The sequence below is a fragment of the Rahnella sp. CG8 genome, assembly GCF_023701875.1.
GTDB classification, from domain to species: Bacteria; Pseudomonadota; Gammaproteobacteria; order Enterobacterales; family Enterobacteriaceae; genus Rahnella; species Rahnella aceris.
Genome location: NZ_JABAED010000051.1, coordinates 1 through 15,758, shown reverse-complemented (window position 1 = coordinate 15,758; position 15,758 = coordinate 1). Strand labels below are relative to the sequence as shown.

Annotated in this window: 15 protein-coding genes and 2 pseudogenes; 7 read left to right on the top strand and 10 right to left on the bottom strand. The window is 47.4% G+C overall.

Annotation, left to right across the window (positions count from 1 at the left end):
* Positions 1 to 41: 41 nt before the first annotated feature.
* Positions 42 to 1,295: a tyrosine-type recombinase/integrase gene (locus HGO41_RS25100; protein ID WP_250981611.1), complete on the top strand. Its 1,254-nt coding sequence runs from the start codon at positions 42 to 44 to the stop codon at positions 1,293 to 1,295.
* Between the two features lie 151 nt (positions 1,296 to 1,446).
* Here HGO41_RS25100 and HGO41_RS25095 read toward each other — a convergent pair.
* The 8 genes and pseudogenes from HGO41_RS25095 to HGO41_RS25060 all read right to left on the bottom strand — a co-directional run.
* Positions 1,447 to 1,620, bottom strand: a pseudogene (locus tag HGO41_RS25095) (helix-turn-helix domain-containing protein); the annotation flags it as partial.
* A gap of 522 nt (positions 1,621 to 2,142) precedes the next feature.
* Entirely contained in the window at positions 2,143 to 3,681 is a 1,539-nt protein-coding gene (locus HGO41_RS25090) for a carbohydrate porin (protein WP_250981610.1), read from the bottom strand.
* Between the two features lie 151 nt (positions 3,682 to 3,832).
* Positions 3,833 to 4,861: a Gfo/Idh/MocA family oxidoreductase gene (locus tag HGO41_RS25085; protein ID WP_039493235.1), complete on the bottom strand. Its 1,029-nt coding sequence runs from the start codon at positions 4,859 to 4,861 to the stop codon at positions 3,833 to 3,835.
* A gap of 4 nt (positions 4,862 to 4,865) precedes the next feature.
* The gene (locus HGO41_RS25080) at positions 4,866 to 5,831 is read right to left on the bottom strand and encodes a Gfo/Idh/MocA family protein (protein WP_039493233.1); all 966 of its coding nucleotides are present in this window, start codon (positions 5,829 to 5,831) and stop codon (positions 4,866 to 4,868) included.
* A 64-nt stretch (positions 5,832 to 5,895) separates the two neighbouring features.
* Positions 5,896 to 7,296, bottom strand: a complete 1,401-nt coding sequence (locus tag HGO41_RS25075; protein ID WP_200550573.1) for a glycoside hydrolase family 1 protein — start codon at positions 7,294 to 7,296, stop codon at positions 5,896 to 5,898.
* 22 nt (positions 7,297 to 7,318) lie between these two features.
* Positions 7,319 to 7,627 carry a PTS lactose/cellobiose transporter subunit IIA gene (locus HGO41_RS25070; RefSeq protein WP_123333023.1) on the bottom strand — a complete coding sequence of 103 codons (309 nt, stop codon included), beginning with the start codon at positions 7,625 to 7,627 and terminating at the stop codon, positions 7,319 to 7,321.
* Between the two features lie 40 nt (positions 7,628 to 7,667).
* Positions 7,668 to 8,960: a PTS sugar transporter subunit IIC gene (locus HGO41_RS25065; RefSeq protein WP_200550572.1), complete on the bottom strand. Its 1,293-nt coding sequence runs from the start codon at positions 8,958 to 8,960 to the stop codon at positions 7,668 to 7,670.
* Positions 8,961 to 8,977: 17 nt separating this feature from the next.
* Positions 8,978 to 9,307 carry a PTS sugar transporter subunit IIB gene (locus tag HGO41_RS25060; protein WP_123333019.1) on the bottom strand — a complete coding sequence of 110 codons (330 nt, stop codon included), beginning with the start codon at positions 9,305 to 9,307 and terminating at the stop codon, positions 8,978 to 8,980.
* 459 nt (positions 9,308 to 9,766) lie between these two features.
* On the opposite strand from HGO41_RS25060, the gene HGO41_RS25055 reads away from it, so the two are divergent.
* Both HGO41_RS25055 and HGO41_RS25050 read left to right on the top strand, forming a co-directional pair.
* A complete protein-coding gene (locus HGO41_RS25055; protein ID WP_039493222.1) occupies positions 9,767 to 10,540 on the top strand; it encodes a DeoR/GlpR family DNA-binding transcription regulator in 774 nt (257 codons plus the stop codon).
* Between the two features lie 140 nt (positions 10,541 to 10,680).
* Positions 10,681 to 10,905: pseudogene (locus HGO41_RS25050) on the top strand (transposase); the annotation flags it as partial.
* Positions 10,906 to 11,024: 119 nt separating this feature from the next.
* Here the strand turns inward: HGO41_RS25050 and HGO41_RS25045 are convergent.
* Both HGO41_RS25045 and HGO41_RS25040 read right to left on the bottom strand, forming a co-directional pair.
* Complete coding sequence (locus HGO41_RS25045) at positions 11,025 to 12,083, bottom strand: alpha/beta fold hydrolase (protein ID WP_199735118.1); 1,059 nt, start codon at positions 12,081 to 12,083, stop codon at positions 11,025 to 11,027.
* Between the two features lie 116 nt (positions 12,084 to 12,199).
* On the bottom strand, positions 12,200 to 12,823 hold the full coding sequence (locus HGO41_RS25040) for an NADPH-dependent F420 reductase (RefSeq protein WP_072440259.1): 624 nt from the start codon (positions 12,821 to 12,823) through the stop codon (positions 12,200 to 12,202).
* 98 nt (positions 12,824 to 12,921) lie between these two features.
* On the opposite strand from HGO41_RS25040, the gene HGO41_RS25035 reads away from it, so the two are divergent.
* The 4 genes from HGO41_RS25035 to HGO41_RS25020 all read left to right on the top strand — a co-directional run bounded on the left by HGO41_RS25035 (position 12,922) and on the right by HGO41_RS25020 (position 15,671).
* A complete protein-coding gene (locus HGO41_RS25035; protein WP_250981609.1) occupies positions 12,922 to 13,845 on the top strand; it encodes a LysR family transcriptional regulator in 924 nt (307 codons plus the stop codon).
* A gap of 12 nt (positions 13,846 to 13,857) precedes the next feature.
* Entirely contained in the window at positions 13,858 to 14,778 is a 921-nt protein-coding gene (locus HGO41_RS25030; RefSeq protein ID WP_039493218.1) for a LysR family transcriptional regulator, read from the top strand.
* Positions 14,779 to 14,904: 126 nt separating this feature from the next.
* Positions 14,905 to 15,102, top strand: coding sequence for a tautomerase family protein (locus HGO41_RS25025; protein WP_039359963.1), 198 nt, complete (start codon positions 14,905 to 14,907; stop codon positions 15,100 to 15,102).
* Positions 15,103 to 15,320: 218 nt separating this feature from the next.
* On the top strand, positions 15,321 to 15,671 hold the full coding sequence (locus tag HGO41_RS25020) for a putative quinol monooxygenase (protein ID WP_250981608.1): 351 nt from the start codon (positions 15,321 to 15,323) through the stop codon (positions 15,669 to 15,671).
* Positions 15,672 to 15,758: the final 87 nt, after the last annotated feature.

Sequence of the window (15,758 nt, the reverse complement as noted above, 5' to 3'; positions counted from 1 at the left end):
GATTTGGGGTCAAGTTGGTTCGATGACGGAGTGACCCCCAAATGTCTCTTAACGACTCAAAAATCCGCAACTTAAAAGCATCCGAAAAACCCTTCAAAGTTTCTGATTCTCATGGTTTGTACCTTTTAGTTAATCCAGGCGGATCACGTCTCTGGTATCTCAAATATCGCATCAATAGAAAAGAATCACGCCTCGGCTTAGGTGCCTATCCCGGTGTATCTTTGGCCGATGCTCGTCAACAACGTGACGGTATTCGTAAATTACTGGCGCAGAATATCAATCCAGCACAACAACGTTCTGCTGAAAGAGTCACTGCCTCGCCAGAGGAAACCTTCAAATCAGTGGCACTAAGCTGGCATAAAAACAACAGAGCCTGGTCAGAGAACCATGCCGCCCGTCTGCTTGCCAGCATGAACAATCATATCTTCCCGATAATTGGACACCTGCCAGTCACAGAACTAAAAACCCGCCATTTCATCGACCTGCTGAAAGGGATTGAGAAAAAAGGTCTGCTGGAAGTGGCGACACGAACCCGACAGCATATGTGCAACATCATGCGTCATGCCGTGCATCAGGAGTTGATAGAGCATAATCCGGCGGCTGATCTGGACGGTATAATCGCCCCGCCCGTTAAACGCCACTACCCTGCCCTTCTGCTGGAGAAACTACCGGAACTGTTGACTCGCATTGAGGACTACAAGCAAGGGCGAGAATTAACACGTTTGGCAGTATCACTTACTCTGCACCTGTTCATCCGTTCCAGCGAGTTGCGCTTTGCCCGTTGGTCTGAGATCGATTTTAGAAACAAAATCTGGACCATTCCGGCTACCCGTGAAACCATCCCCGGTGTGCGTTATTCCGGGCGTGGTGCGAAAATGCGCACGCCGCATATCGTTCCCCTATCCCGTCAGTCCATCGCTATTCTGAAAGAGATACGGGAAATCTCCGGGCATCAGGAACTGATATTTCCCGGTGACCATAATCCGTACAAACCAATGTGCGAAAACACGGTCAACAAAGCGCTGCGCTTGATGGGTTATGACACGAAAGATGAAATCTGCGGCCACGGATTCCGGGCAATGGCCTGTAGTGCTCTGATGGAGTCTGGGCTATGGTCACAGGATGCGGTTGAACGTCAAATGAGCCATCAGGAACGCAACAGCGTTCGAGCAGCTTACATCCATAAAGCAGAATATCTCGATGCTCGTAAGGCAATGATGCAGTGGTGGGCTGATTATCTGGATACAAATCGGGAAGGATATGTTGCGCCATATATTTATGCTCAACAACATTAGGCGTCAGGAGCAGCCTGATCGATAACGCTCTTAAGAGCAGATCCTGATAAAGGATCTGCTTTTCAGACTGCGAGGAATTTCCCCCCTCAGCATTTCACAAAAAATCGAGTAATGTCAGAGAATTACTCAGACTTGATACATAAAGGAAGGTCTATTGCGGCATAATCAATAACGTTGTATTAGGGTTACTTTTCTTATAACAATGATACTGCAAGATTAGCGTTGCGTGATCTTCATCGACAGCATAAAAATACGCTTCCGGCACATCCAGCACCGCCTCAAAACGGCAGACCAGACCAAAATCCGGCGAACTGACTTCCCTTTCTTTTGTACCCGAAACACCCGAGCAGCCCAACGGCCAGGGTCACCGAACAGGAGTTACACCATGAACCCTCACCCCACGACACCCCGGGCGTTGTTTGAAGTGGCATTTAAGCGCCAGCCTCGCCTGACATCCGTTGGGTCTGAAGATAGCCTGGTTCACCGAGTTCGAACTGTTTCTATGTGCCGGACTCGAGCACCGCAACTAATACTTGCCCAATCCTGGTGACATGGCTCATACCGCCGAGCAAGTGAGCGCTGGTGTGTAGGATAATGCCAGTTCTCCAAAGCGATGTGAAAAATCCTATGTAATCGCCTGCTGCTCCATCGCACCCGACCACCCAGTCTTGATAACGTGCAATCCCAAACTGCCCTTATTTATCGGTGGGCCATAATTTTTTAATCTGCATATATTGGCATGCAGGAATCCAGGTTCAGAATGAGACAGGATTCCTGCATGGGTAGTCTGATAACCAATCCGTAATTTAAGATCAAGAATAGTAGATAGTGTGCTGCCAATTGCGATTTACCACCACACTTCTGCCTGTGCCCCGACGGTAAACTGATCTTTCTTATTGTCGTTAAAGGTGAACTGAGTTATCTCGTTATCGAATGTTTTCAGATAAGTGGCGAAGAAACGGATCTCCGGACGCGAGGTCAGCATGCTGGTGCCCACTTTGAAGGTGTGGAACAACGTCGTTTTCAGGCCCGACTCATGGTACGTCTCGCCGCCCGCTTTATTGCGCTGATCGAACCAGCCCAGTTCAACTCCCGTCTGGTTAAAGGTGTCCCAGATATACGCCGGACGCACCACCGCACGGGTGGAGTTGAAGTCGGTGTGGCCACCAGTGTAGTAGTCATAGATATCATTGCCAGCGGCATACACCAGGGCATGAGCCATGATCACGTTTGGCAACAAGTAGTTTTCCCCTTCGGAGAGTACGCGCCAGGCCGTGCCGTTAGTGTGTTCACCGTAATACTGCCCGTTATAGCCATACAGCGCACTGGAGTCGGTCACCAGAGCCATGCCACTGGCGATCGAGTTGTTTGCCATCTGGGCAGTCACATAGGTAAACCCGCCGTTCTGCCAGTTTTGCGTCAACCGCGCCCCGGCATGCCAGGCATCTTTCACACTGTAATACGTGCCGTTGTTTTCATCGTGCTTATTCAGGTCGGTTTTGTTAGCAGCAGAGTAGCGACCAAACAGATCCAACGTGGCTCTATCCCATAGGGGCATTGCGGTGTAGCGGGCATCAATCGTGTTGGTGTTGATCTGTTGAGTCTGGCTGACGCTGCTGTCGACCGCGTGGGCATCAAGGTCTTCACGTACCAGCGCTACGTTGACCTTGCCTGGCCCCAGTTGCCAGTTTTCCAGCCCAATCCCGGCGGCGGAGTCCGATTTGTGGTATTTGAAGTCGAGCATCTGGATTTCAAACTTCGGCAACGTATGTTTGCCCACCCAGAAATCAGCCTCCGGGGCAAAAGGCAAAAAACCCTTCGTGGTCAGATAGATATCGGAAAATTGCAGCAGGTTGTCAGAAGTGCTGTCAAACCAGCCAGCGCTGTATTGTCCGCCGACGTTGCCGTCGAGCATCACAACCGCTTTGGCCGTTTTATTGCCATCGCGGTAAACCCGCTGCGAAAATTCAAGATCGTACCAGGAGCTGTTTTCCTGACCAAAACGCCCCAAGGAACCAATGGCGTAGGATTTTGCCGAGCCCCGGTTTCCCACCGCATATCCCGAGCGGAAATAGCCGGAATAATTAAAGCCGATATCTTCTTTCACATATTTACTGATATCTGCCAGAGTCATCGACGAAGCAGGAGCGACTTTTTCTGGCGCCGCCACATTGGCAGAAATAACTTCCAACGGTGGTATTACCGATTCATATTTTTTAAGCTGCGCTTTGGTGGCATCTAATTCCTTCATATTGGAGGAGAGCTTATTCTCGAGAAGTGCCACACGCTCTTCCAGGGTTAGCGGCGCTGCATACAGCGCATTCGCCACCAATAAAGAACAGGCACTTAATGTAACGGAGCAGAGTACGGGTATATGAATATTCATATCAATCCTATAATTAAATTTTATTTAGTTATTCTTTAACAACAGGCGTAATGAGGTGCACAGGTGACATCACCCATGATGGTCGGTCTTATTATAAAAACAGGGTTGCATTGTTTTATATTAACAATACAACCCTATGGTACGATGTGTTTTACTTCAGGCCAGTGATGCCCGCTTGCAGTAAATTAATTTGCAGCAGGGTTTCATCATCTTTCACCAGTTTTTCTTTGCCGTTAATAATTGTCTCATAGAGGGCATCATAATAGCGGGCATAATCACCTTGTTCAGTGACAACTTTTTCTTCGTGATATATACCTGCGTCATCCATCCAGGTCAGCACACCGTAATCTTCCGGAGTGTCCTGACCAAAATCGGCGTTATCAGGCATATAAAAGAGCTTGAGGTGATGTTCCTGCTTATCCTTACTGTGTTTGATAAACATCCCTTTCTTGCCGTAAGCCACAAAACTCGGACGCTCTTTGATGCGGAAATAGCTCGATTTTACCGAGACTTTTAATGCACCGTAGAACATATCCACATCGAAGTAATCGTTCATACGCCCTTCACCTAACAGCTGGCGCACGTCGTAATTAACATGGTCCGGCGCACCAAAGTATGAAATCACCTGGTCGAGGGTGTGGCAACCGTGGCCATACAGGTAGGAGTTAATGGCACTGAATTCGTTGACCGACTCCGGGATGTAAGGGCGGTAATAGTCATAGTGCATCTCCACTTCGAGTAAATCACCGAGCTTGCCCGATTCAATCACCTTCTGGGTGGTCAAAAAATCGCTGTCGAAACGGCGATTCTGATAACACTGCACCATTAATCCTTTTTCTTTAGCCAGGTTATATAAGGTTTCGGCCTCTTCACGTGTATGGGTAAAGGGTTTTTCTACCACGCAGTGTTTTCCGGCCTGTAAAACCTTCAGCGCAAACTCATAATGCAAGGCGGCCGGGGTGCTAACCACCACCACCTGTATTTCCGGGTCACCCAATAGCACATCCAGATTATTGGTATAGGTGATGTTAGGTAATTTATCCCAACCATCACGATTTGCCGTGGCGGAATAAATGGTTTTGGTGGTTATTTTATCTGCGCGAGACAGAATAAACGGCAAGTGATAGCGATTAGCACTTTTGCCATTGCCGATAAAACCAAGAATTAATTTCGTTGTCACTGTTTCACTCCACAATCAGCTGTTTTTTACCCATTTCAATCATCTGAGCCGCCAGGGTGCTTACGTCAAGCAGGTGTGCAGCAGTCTGATAATCCAGGGTGTCGATAATGCGAATAAACGCGAGGAATTCATAAAGCAAGCGATGCTCACGACGGTCAAACGCAAATTGCGCGCTGTCACCGTTATTCAGTGCCATCTCGAAACCTGTCATCTGGTTGACCGGCAGGGTGATTTGCATATTCCCCTTATCTCCCTGAATCAACGAGGTGGTCGGCGCTTTACAATCTTTAGCGCCAATACAGACGCATTTGAAATCACCATAATCGAGTACCATCATCCCGCTGGTATCAATATTGTTATGCATATTGGCGAAGTAATTAACCGCTTGCGGCTCACCAAACAATCCGGCGACAAAATGGAGGTTGTAGACATTAATGTCCATCAGCGCCCCACCGCCTTTTTTGACATCAAAAGCCGGGTGCACAATGCCCGCCATAAAGTCATCATAACGCGATGAGTATTGGCTGTAGTTCAGAGTCACCAGCTTGATTTTTCCAATACGGGACAGCTGCGACTGAAGCGATAAATAGGCCGGAAGGTAATGAATATTCATCGCTTCCAGCATGATAACGTTTTGTCCTGTTGCCAGCTTCTTCAGCGTGTTCAGTTCTTCCACGCTGGTGGTAATCGGCTTTTCAATAATAACGTGCTTACCTTTTTGCAGCGCCTGGCTGGCAAACGGGAAATGCAAATGGTTTGGTAATGCCACGTAAATTGTGTCGACGTCGCTGTCCAGCATGGCCTGATAATCAAAATAAATATCATCAATGTGGTAACGGGCTGCCAGCTCGCGCGTTTCCTCTTCCGTTTGTGGCGTGCCTAGAATCGCCAGACCACTAAAAGGCAGTTTATGAACCGTCGAAAGCAAATCTTTAACGATCATGCCGGTGCCAAGAATGCCTAATTTCATGTTCCACCTCGTCGTGTCACCCGCCGCAATGCAGGTGGCATTGTTTTAAATCACACCTGAATACTTACAGCTCTGCGCCGTTGGAATGGATAACGTTCTGATACCAGTAAAACGATTTTTTCTTGTAGCGAGCCAGTGAACCTTTACCATCGTCATTGCGATCGACGTAAATAAACCCGTAGCGTTTAGAAAGTTGTGCGGTGGACGCGCTGACCAGATCGATACAACCCCAGGTGGTATATCCCATTACCGGCACACCGTCCTTAATGGCTTCATGCACCTGTTCCAGATGTTCACGCAAATACTGGATGCGGTAATCGTCATTGACCGTGGGTTCGCCCACGCCCTCGGTAATTAATACATCTTTCGCGCCCAGACCGTTCTCCACAATAAACAGTGGGAGTTGATAGCGGTCATAGTATTTGTTTAAGATGTAGCGCAACCCTTGTGGGTCAATTTGCCAGCCCCACTCACTGGCGGCTAAATGCGGATTTTTCACCCCACCCATCAAATTTCCGGTAGCTCCATCCACGTTAGTTTGCACAGTTTCGCAGGTACTGAAGTAATAACTGAATGAGAGGAAATCGACGGTATGCGTCAGGATCTGCACATCCTCTTCTTCCATCTGCAGATCAATGTTTTGCTCGCGGAAATAACGCTGCATATAACCAGGGTAATTTCCGCGAACGTGCACATCCGCAAAGAAATCATTCCGGTGATCGGCATGCATGCAGGCGATGACGTCATCCGGGTTTGGCGTCAGCGGGTAAATGGGCAGGCTTAATACCATGCAGCCAAATTTCGCCTGCGGCATGATTTCCCGGCCAATCTTCGTAGCCAGTGCGCTAGCTACCAATTCGTGGTGCACTGCCTGGTAGAGATCCTGTTGGCTCAGTTCATTCTTAGGCGTGAAAATGCCGCCGCTCATCAGGGGATGATGCAGCACGGAGTTAATTTCATTGAAGGTCAGCCAGTATTTCACCTTGTGCTGATAACGTGTAAATACCGTGGTGACGTAGCGGGTATAAAAACCGATCATCGCCCGGTTTGCCCATCCGTTATATTCTTTGGTCAGATGCAGTGGTGTTTCGTAATGCGAAAGAGTGACTAACGGCTCAATGCCGTATTTATGGCACTCATCGAAAAGCGCATCATAAAAAGCGAGGCCCGCTTCATTTGGCGTTTGTTCATCGCCGTAGGGAAAGATCCGTGACCAGGCAATCGAGGTGCGAAAAACCTTAAAACCCATTTCCGCAAAGAGTTTAATGTCCTCTTTATAACGATGATAAAAATCGATCCCTGCAAGCTTCAGATTATTGTCCGTCGGATGCTCCGTCATCGGCCCCATTACCCCTTGCGGAGTGACATCCTGAATACTCGGGCCTTTGCCATCAATATTCCAGGCCCCTTCACACTGGTTAGCCGCAACCGCGCCGCCCCACAAAAAATCACGTGGAAATGTCATTTTTTACTCCTGAATAAGAAGGTTAGCGCTGTAGCTGGCGCTGTACGTCGATGATTTCTGCAATCAGTTCACGGGCCAGCATTGAGGTCATGATGTGATCCTGCGCATGGACCAGCACCAGATTGACCTGCACTTTGCCGCAGCCTTCGTCCAGGCCAATCAGCATGGTCTGAACATCGTGAGCGCGTTTCGAGGCTTCCGCCGAAGCAGCAAGTTTTGCATCAACCAGCTCCCACTCACCGCGTTTGGCGGCACGCAGGGCTTCCATCGCATAGCTGCGCGATTCCCCGGCGTTTATAATCAACTCCATGACCGTTGATTCCATATCCATGTTTTGTCTCCACTCAATAAAAGAAGGCGGAATGGACGGCTTATGCCGTGGCCATTTCCTGCTCACGTTCTTGCTCAAGAAGCTGCTTTTCATAAATTTTGAAGAAAGGCAGGTAGATGAAGATGTCGATAACAATCAGCGTGATAACCAGCAACGTATTGTTCATGACCCAGCCTGCACCCCACGCAGCGCCAACCGGTGCGGGCGTGGTCCAGGGAACCAGAGAGATGACTTTGGCAATCAGACCACTGGTGGTGGCAAACCAGGCAATGATTGCGTTCACCACCGGGGCGACGATGAAAGGAATAAATAGCACCGGATTCATCACCACCGGGCTACCAAAGATGACCGGTTCGTTGATGTTGAAGCAGACCGGTACCACCGACAGCTTGCCGATGGCTCGGAGGTGTACCGCTTTACTGCGCATGTAGAGGATAACCAGCGCCAGCGTGGCACCCGAACCACCGAGGTTGATAAAGAAGGCCCAAAACGCCTCCGCGAAGATATGTGGGATGGGCAAACCGTTGGCCAGCGCCGTCTGGTTAAGTCCAAGATTAATCAAGTAGAATGGTTGCAGGATGCCGCCGACAATCGCCCCGCCGTTGATGCCAGAGAACCACAAAACCTGGCAGAGTAAGACAGCAATCAGCACCGCTGGCAGAGAGTCCGCCGCAGAAATCAGCGGGGTAAAGGCGGTCATGATTATTTCAGGTAACAGCATGCCGAACTGGTGTTGTAACACCACGTTCAACGGGTAGATGGTGCAGATAATGACAATCGCCGGGATCAAAAGGTTGAATGAATGGCGAATTTTATCCGGCACTTGTTCTGGCAGCTTGATACCAATGTTGTATAGCTTCAGAATGCGGACCAACTCAACACAGAAAATCCCCACCAGAATCGCGGTAAAAATCCCCGATCCGCCGAGGAAGGCCGCCGGCAGCGAACCCTCTTTGTAAGGAGAAGTGATCAGGAGGAAGGTCATCAGCGACAGCATGGCGCAAGAGAACGCATCCAGCTTGTACGTTTGTGCCAGGTTGTAAGCTATCCCTGCACTGATATAGCAAGCCATAATCCCCATCGTCATATGAAAGGGGGTCATGATTTCGTTGAAATACTGCTGGGAAACGGATAACCAAAGTTTGCCAATAAAGAAGGTGGTATCCGGTGCAAAAGGCGGAAACGCAAAAATAAGTAAAAAAGAGCCCACGATCATAAAAGGCATCGCGCCAATAAAACCGTCGCGAACCGCCATAATATGACGCTGGGTTCCGGCAACGGCGGCAACGGGCGTAATTTTATTTTCGATAAAATTAAAAAATGCGTTCGACATGATATTACCCTGTAAAATTATTGCACTGGGTTAGTTTGAGAATCCTGAATCATCTTCAGAGCATCATTAAGGATTTTCTCACCTTTGAGCATGCCGTAATCCATATTGCTGATGATGGCTATCGGCTTTCCTTCACGTTGAGCAATCGCCTTAAACTCTTCGAATTTATATTTGATTTGCGGCCCCATCAGACAGCAATCAAAATGCGAGATGGTCGATTCAAACTCTTCCATCGCCACAGCAATAATTTCAGCCTCGATACCTTTGGCACTGGCAGCCTGCTTCATTTTATTCACCACAATGCTGGTTGACATACCGGCAGCGCAGCAGAGAAAAATTTTTTTCATATCCAGCCCTCTTTATAAAAATAGTGTGTAACTCTGGCCCGGCATTTCATTCGGTCACGTACCATGGACTGGTAGCTATCGTTCGCCTGGTCATTTCGTATTGGGAATGAAATCTGCCAGAAAGCGTTCTTTTCATTTGACGGGTGCATGCTCTCAGTACTGGTCACAGGATTCCGTGACCCGAATCTCAAAAAGAACCAAATCACTTACAAATCATTATATTTATGTGATTTTCATCACTTAATTTTAAGTATATAGATTGCTTTTTATACACAAAATGAATGTTAATGCATTTAAACAGACATATCAGTAAGTGTTTTTAAGTGATTTAGTGTTAATGATAAGAAGTAAGTTCTCCTTCCATGAGGACGTACCCGGTCGGTCATGAAGCCGTGTACGCAAACCACGTTTTCAGCTAACATGGCCTGGTTATCCTTACTCAGAAGATTGGAATACGTAATGACGCAAGAAGAACGCTTGATCGAGTTAGAGGAATTAATAAAAAATCAGGGTAAAGTGACTCTCGATTACATCTGTCAGCAGTATAATATTTCATCAGATTCTGCACGTCGGGATTTAGTCAAACTGACACAACTTCCGCATATATTGCGTATTCGCGGTGGAGCTATTCTGGCAGAAAAGCGTGTCGAATTGCCTTATGTTCAGCGTGCACAATACAGTGCTGAAAAAACATTACTTTCTGCCTGGGCGGCTAAAACCATTAATGAAAAAGAGATCCTGTTTATTGATGCCGGTACGACATCTGCCGCCCTCGCCCGCCAGCTTCCGTCACCGGTTAGTGTCATTACCAACTCCATTGAAGTGTTAGGCGAGATCATTGGAAATAAAGGGATTAGTATTTCAGTATTGGGCGGTAATTTTGATGACTATTCTCACGCAATATTAGGTAATACCGTCTTGGAGCAAATTAAGCGTTATTATGCGGATAAAGCATTTATTGGCGTCAGTGCATTATCGGAAAGTGGCATCACCACAGATACAGAACTTGATGCACTGCAAAAAGTCGCCATGGCTAAACAGTCAAAAAAAGTGATTTGTATTGCAACCTTCGCCAAATTTAATCTACAACTGATGTATCAATCCTGCAGCTGGTCGGATATCGATCATATCATCACGGATAAAACACCACCAAAAAACATCCTCAAGCTGATCGAAGAGAACGATGTTGAATTGGTAGTAGTGGATACCAAAAGAACAGATACTGATGAGTAAGTAAGGCTGAGTTTTTGGTAATGAGTCTGCTCGTTGCAGACGTCTGGGCTTATGAGACGGTGCGGTTCGGCGGAGGCATGATCCTACCCACGACATAGCGGACACGCTGTTAAGCGAGTAAATCGTTAACAAGATGAACCATGATGCAAGCAAAATCTATGAAGAAGACATCCCGTAATCGATATACCCCGGAGTTTCACCAGCAGGCGCAGGCTGAGCGTATCGGCGTGGCCAAAGCCGCCAGGGAGCTCAGCCTGCACGATTATAAACTCTACGCCTGGTGCAGTTAACAACGTCAGCAGGGCTCCACCTCTGAGCGTGAGCAGCAGGCAACCGAAATCGCACGCCTTAAGCAGCAATTGGCTATGATGAGTGGTGGTTCTTTTATCCCCCTACTGCGCCATAAACATGCCTGACAACTTAATAGGGGGCACTCCCACTAATCCAATTCCTAATGGGTAGTTGAAAAAAATTATATTTCCCTTTATTTATTGAGTTTATTATCACTCTCAGTTGTGTTGAAATTTCCATTCACTTTCTCGTTCAGAAACGATTTAAGTTCAGACGTAAATTTGAGCGGGTTTTTGAACATCAAAAAGTGATCACCTTGTTCTGCTCGGGTAAAAATAAATAATCTGGAGTCTGGAATAACCGACTGCATCCAGCGCTGGCTTTCAATATATGGACTGTATTCACCGGTGAAGATTGCCGTTGGAATATCTATTTTGTGTTCAATAACATCCCGCCAGTCATTGGTCAGATGATCAAAGAGTACCCGTTCGAGATCCTGCGGTTTGTTACGAGTTACTTGACGGGAAAAATTCTCAGAACTCGCAAACCATGGAGAGTCCATTAACTGAACCCGTTCGAATGCATTCAGGTCGGAAACAAGCTTATTCGGTGTTTTCATACCACGGAATGCTTCGATCATTGCTTCGGGTGAAGTCACACTTCCGCCAGCTTGCAGGCGTTCCTGCTCTGTCCAGTTTTGATGGCTGTAGATAGAGGGGGGCTCATCCACAAATGCAATTCGTTCTATGTCAGAAGTCCCAAATAAATCGATATAACTCCACAGAACAGATGCCCCCATGGACCATCCACTAAAACTGGCTTTAGTAATACCTGCATGCTGCGTCATTTCCCGGAGATCCATGGCAAAACGAGATATACGACTTCCGTAGGATGCGGATTCAGATAGCCCCTGATTTCTGGGATCCAGTACATAAACATGAAAGTCCTGGCTTAAAAGGTACATCACATAGATATACTCTGCCCCGTTAGCTGCCCAACCAGGAACAAACACCAGAGGCTTCCCTTTCCCTGCTTCCCAGTACCGAAGTTTGACCCCATCACTTGTGGTAAAGGTATTTAACTTTAAGCCCTTAAAATCGGACAGCCTGGATGGCATCCCCTCAGGCGGAGCAGAAAAAACAAAATCCCGACCAATAACATCAACGGCAGAAGCGGCAAATACGGCATGAGTTGAAATGGTCATAAGAAGAGTGAAAACCCATTTAACAACATACTTTTTAAAATTTTTCACGACAATGTCCGGATAAATTGTATGTGCAGATGAACCCGTCTGAAACGGTTTAGTAATCGAACAGGCTCCAATAAAATTATCCGACAGAGGGGGAGCCGGATAATTGTTCAGAATATTCAGGCTTTCACCCAGGCAGGAGCGACTACCGGCCCCTGACCCAGGAAATAGCCAAACTGGATATTCATAGCGCCAAGAGGCTCAAGGTAACGGCTGTTCTTGAGAAGGCCCGCATTTACCGGCTCCAGATTCACAGATGTGGCCAGTTCAGCTACCTGCTCACGAGCCTGGTCATTATTCCCGGCAATAAATACCTGTAATTTGTTGCTCTGACGTGATTCTTCCGGGAGCAGTTGAGCAAAAAGCGTATTGAACGCTTTTACAACGTTAGCCTTCGGAACCAGTTTCTGAATTTCTTCTGCCGCTGAGGTCTCATGACCAATAACCAGTTCACTGAAATCAGCACTCACCGGATTAGAAATATCGACCAGCACTTTGCCTTCCAGATCACCAGCGGCTGAAAATACGTCTGTTGCTGCAAGGTAAGGGGTGGCAAGAATAATAATGTCTGCAACGGAGATAGCAGCGGCAATCCCTCCCCCCTGAACTGAATCACCTATTTTGTGAGCCAATTCAGCGGCTTTAGCCGGGTCCCGATGCCCGATAAACACGTCATGCTTACCAGAAAAAAGAGCAGCAAGTCCTGCCCCCATATTGCCTGTACCAATTACGCCAATTTTCATGTTTCGTTCCTCTTGATGATTAACGAAACCAGTCTATTATTGCGTCATAGCATGATAAATTGCTTTAATGTTTGGATATTATAACTGGATTGTTTCCAATGGATCGATTGACCAGCATGGCTATCTATGTCAAAGCTGTGGAGCTGGGTTCCTTTTCAGCCGCAGCGGATGCAATGAATGTGTCCGCACAACTTGTGGGTAAGCATGTCGCAGCACTTGAGCACCATCTTGGTGTACGATTAATAAGTAGAACAACCCGGCAACATAGCCTGACTGAGGCGGGCCATCATTTTTATGAGCGTGCAAAAATTATTCTTGCGGAGGTAGAAATTGCCGAATCGTTTGCCGAGGAAGTGAGGGTTGTTCCGCGTGGCAGACTTAAAATCAATGCCCCCGTGACATTCGGCATCAATGCGCTTGCCCCTCTTCTGCCGCTATTTCTTGAAGAACATCCTGAAATATCGGTCGAAATGACGCTAACTAACCGTAAAGTGGACCTGATTGACGAAGGATACGATGCCGTTTTCCGTGTCGGCGCGCTGGCGGACAGTGCTTTGATGGCAAAATCCCTTGCCCCTTACCAGTTGCTTCTTTGCGCAGCACCTGATTATCTGAAAAAAACACTGTTACTGAAAAAACCAGAAGACTTATTGCAGCATGAATGTTTGATCTTCACTCATACCACCCTCAGGACACAGTGGGAATTTGATGGTCCGGAAGGCCATGTTTCACTGCCCGTTTCCGGGCGTCTGCTTCTGGACAGTGGCGAGGCGCTGATCAGCGCAGCCTTGTCTGGTTTTGGTATTGCAATGCAACCAACAGAACTGGTGTGGCCGCACATTGTGGCAGGCAGACTCGTACATGTATTACCCGAGTACAGCGTACCCTCAAGACCTTTGCATGTAATGTATGCCCCGGACAGAAGGCTGACACCAAAGCTTCGCAGCTTTCTTGATTTTTCGACCCGTCACTTCGGCACTGGCCAGGGGAAATCACCCCCGGCTACCCGCCGTGTGTTGTAGTGGAATTCCTGTATGCCAGCACCTTTCACCACTGATTCTCTCCGGGCCATTGTCCATTTTGTTGCCGTGGCGGATGCACACAGTTTTACAGAAGCAGCCGAGCAACTGGGAATGACCCGCTCAGCAATCGGTAAGAGCATTGTCCGGCTGGAAGAACGACTGGGCACGAAGCTTTTTCACCGTACAACACGAAAAATGACATTGACCACCGAAGGTGAGGCTTATCTTGCCAGTTGCAGAAGCGCACTGGAAACAATGCAGGCCGCAGAGTCATCACTGCTCGCCAGACAGACAGAACCATCAGGCGTGGTCAGAATTGATATGCCTGCTGCATTTGGTAAAACCGTTATGATGCCGGTACTGCTGCAAATCGCCGCGCAGTATCCTGAGCTACGACTGGTGCTGACATTCAATGACCGTATTATCGATCCACTGGATATGGGGTTTGACCTTGCTATTCGCTTTGGTCCTCTGAAAGACACGACTGATTTAGTTGCCCGCTCCCTGAATGCACAACATTTGCTCCTGTGTGCGTCACCAGAGTATCTGTCCCGTTATGGAACACCTCTTACCCTGGAAGATTTGCATAAACATCGATGTGTTATGGCCTGGCGGGGAGGCTCGCCACTCAACTGGCTAGTTCGCGATCCGCAAGGACAGGATATACGTTTCAATCCTGTTCCATTTCATCAGATAAGTGACGGTGATGCCATGATAGCAGCGGGGATTGCCGGAGCAGGCATTATACAGTTCCCTGAATCGCTACTGCGCCCCTATTTTGCTGATGCGAGACTTATTCCCGTTCTACCGGAACTGACACCGTCGCCTACAGAACTGAGCGTAATCTGGCCTCGTGCCAGGGCACTCATGCCCGGGGTCAGGTTCATTATTGATGAACTGATCCGGCTGGCCGATATCGATAGATTTGCCTGATTAGGGAAAAAAATTCCCCACAGCGTCCCCCACATATGGGTTTATCAATTGTTCACTCTGTACGACGATAGTTAACAGATTCTGCAACACACTATCTGTTAACTATTCACAATGAGGGGACATACCATGCCTGTAGTAAATATTCAGATGTTTGATGGCCGCGATGAGGCTAAACCTGCTATTGCACGTGCGGTAACAGAAGCGATTGCCACACACGCCAGTGTCGACCCACAATATGTTTATGTCATTTTCAATGATGTGAAAACTGAAAACTGGGCTATTTCTGGCGAAATTTTTGCGGAAACGATGAAAAAGTCAGGTTAAAGAACATTTTTAAAATTGCCGGACGTCCAGTACCGTGCCTGACTTGATATCACGGTACTGAACACGCAATATTTACATTCGTTGCTTATATTTCCAATCGACATGATGATTATCGAAAGAGGTCAACCGGATTATTTATGTTGATTAATGTCGGGATGTAATCAGCAAAATTGAAATGAGATGTTATTTCTTTACTATCCATTATGCAGGATGATGTAATGAAGAATGAAATTATTTGTGTATTCACTCTTTCTGTAAAAGAAGGACAGTTTGCTAATTTTCGTAATCTGGCGTCTGAAATTGTAAAAGAGACTGAAAAAGAACCGGGAACACTGACCTATATGTACAGCGTCAGTGATGATCAAAAAACAGCACATATCATTGAAGGTTATAAGGCGGATGCACTGGTATCTCATGTTGATGTGACCTTTGCTCCGTTTGCTGAACGCTTTATTTCACATGTTGATGTAACTGGCCTGACTGTATATGGTGAAACCGACGAACATATCAGAAAAAGACTGGATGCCTTTGGCGCTGTTTACATGAAAACGTTTGCCGGTTTTACTTGACCTGCTCCCAGTTGATTAGTACACCCCGATGTTAGTAATGTCTTCATAAGCCACATGAGGACATCCCCATGAAGAAGCGTTTTTCCG